Annotated in this window: 1 protein-coding gene; it reads right to left on the bottom strand. The window is 66.8% G+C overall.

Going from position 1 to position 1,370, the window contains the following annotated elements:
- Positions 1–233: 233 nt before the first annotated feature.
- Positions 234–1,370: IS1380 family transposase (locus CXF87_RS12045; RefSeq protein WP_101146779.1), on the bottom strand; the 1,137-nt coding region annotated here is incomplete at its 5' end.

Raw genomic sequence — 1,370 nt, forward strand, 5'->3', positions numbered from 1 at the left:
CCCGCCTTATTCACGAGGGCGCTGATTGAGCGGTCTGAAGGTACTGGCTGTTGGCATTGCTTATCAGGATTCGCCTCTTCAGCGCGAGTGGCTGTTGAGTAATGCCAGAACGCAGCCCTTTTCCTACTTACTTATAGCTCTTTGGAATCAATGGCGGCCGTCCAAGCAGCCGTGATCGCCGACCGCCGCTCCGGTCGCTCGCTTTCTGATGCTGTGGTGGTCTCGCAGGAGCGTCAGCTCAGTGCGGTCAGCTTCGGCAACCCCTTCAGCAGCGTCGGCCACCACTTGTCGGCGGCGGCACCCAGATGAACGGTGATTCGCCGAGCGTGCAGCCTCAGCGTGGCGGTGACCTTCAGCACCTGCTCGCGCATCCGGCTGAGGCTCCAGCCTTGCCGGGTCTGCCGCTCCAGCAGGCAGCGCAGGCCATGCAGGACCTGGTAGGCGTAGAGGCTGAGCAGCAGGCTCACCTCGTTGCGGGCCATCACGTCCTGAACGGTGGAGGCGCCGCGATCGGTCGACGAGAGGTGCACGTCGAGCGCCGACTTCACCTCGCCCATGTGCGCCTCGGCGCTGCCGCGCTTGCGGTAGAGCGCCAGGACCTTCTCCGGCGGCCAGTCGAACTTGCCGAGGTTGGTGACCAGGAAGAAGGCATGCAGCAGCAGGTCATCGGGGCGTTCCTGCACCACCAGCACCACGCGACGCGGTGCCGACCAAGAGCCCGCTTGATACTCCAGATCGTGGCACCACTCGCGAGGCTGCTCGGGTGGCCGGCCGGGTGGCCGCTTCAGGTGCGGTGCCGCCAGTTTCTGCAGGCCGGAGTGACTGCGCAGTCGGCCCAGGTACTCGATGTCGCACTCTTCCAGGGCCTCCAGCGTCGCGTTGTCGGTGAAACCGGCGTCGATGCGCACCCGAACCTGGGCGCCGGTGCTCTCGTTGAGTCGCCGCACCAGATGCGGGATCCAGGTGTCGGCGTTCTCGGCCGGGCCGGCGTTGCCCTCGCGCAGCAGGCCGCCCACCATGTCGCCGGTTTCTGCCAGCGAGGCGACCAGCGGTGAATAGATCCGCGCGCCGTACAGGCCATGATAGGCCGAGCCGCCCTGGTGGCCGTGGACCTCGATCGGCAGGCCGTCGATGTCCAGCGTCAGCTGCTTGGGGCGCTCGCCGTTCTTCAGCGCGGTCAGGCGCCAGATCACCAGTCGCAGCAGGCCTTCGTGCACGGCATCGATATTGTCGCAGCGCCCGAGGCAGGTCAGCAGCCGCGACAGCGTGGCTTGAGAGGGCCGGTCCTGGGCCAGGGGCGTTGTCCCGCGCGCATCGCTGCAGGCCAGCTGCCAGAGCGGATCACGGCGCAGCGTGTCGGTATCGCTGAG

Source organism: Halomonas sp. MES3-P3E, from assembly GCF_002836035.1.
Taxonomy (GTDB): Bacteria; Pseudomonadota; Gammaproteobacteria; order Pseudomonadales; family Halomonadaceae; genus Vreelandella; species Vreelandella arctica.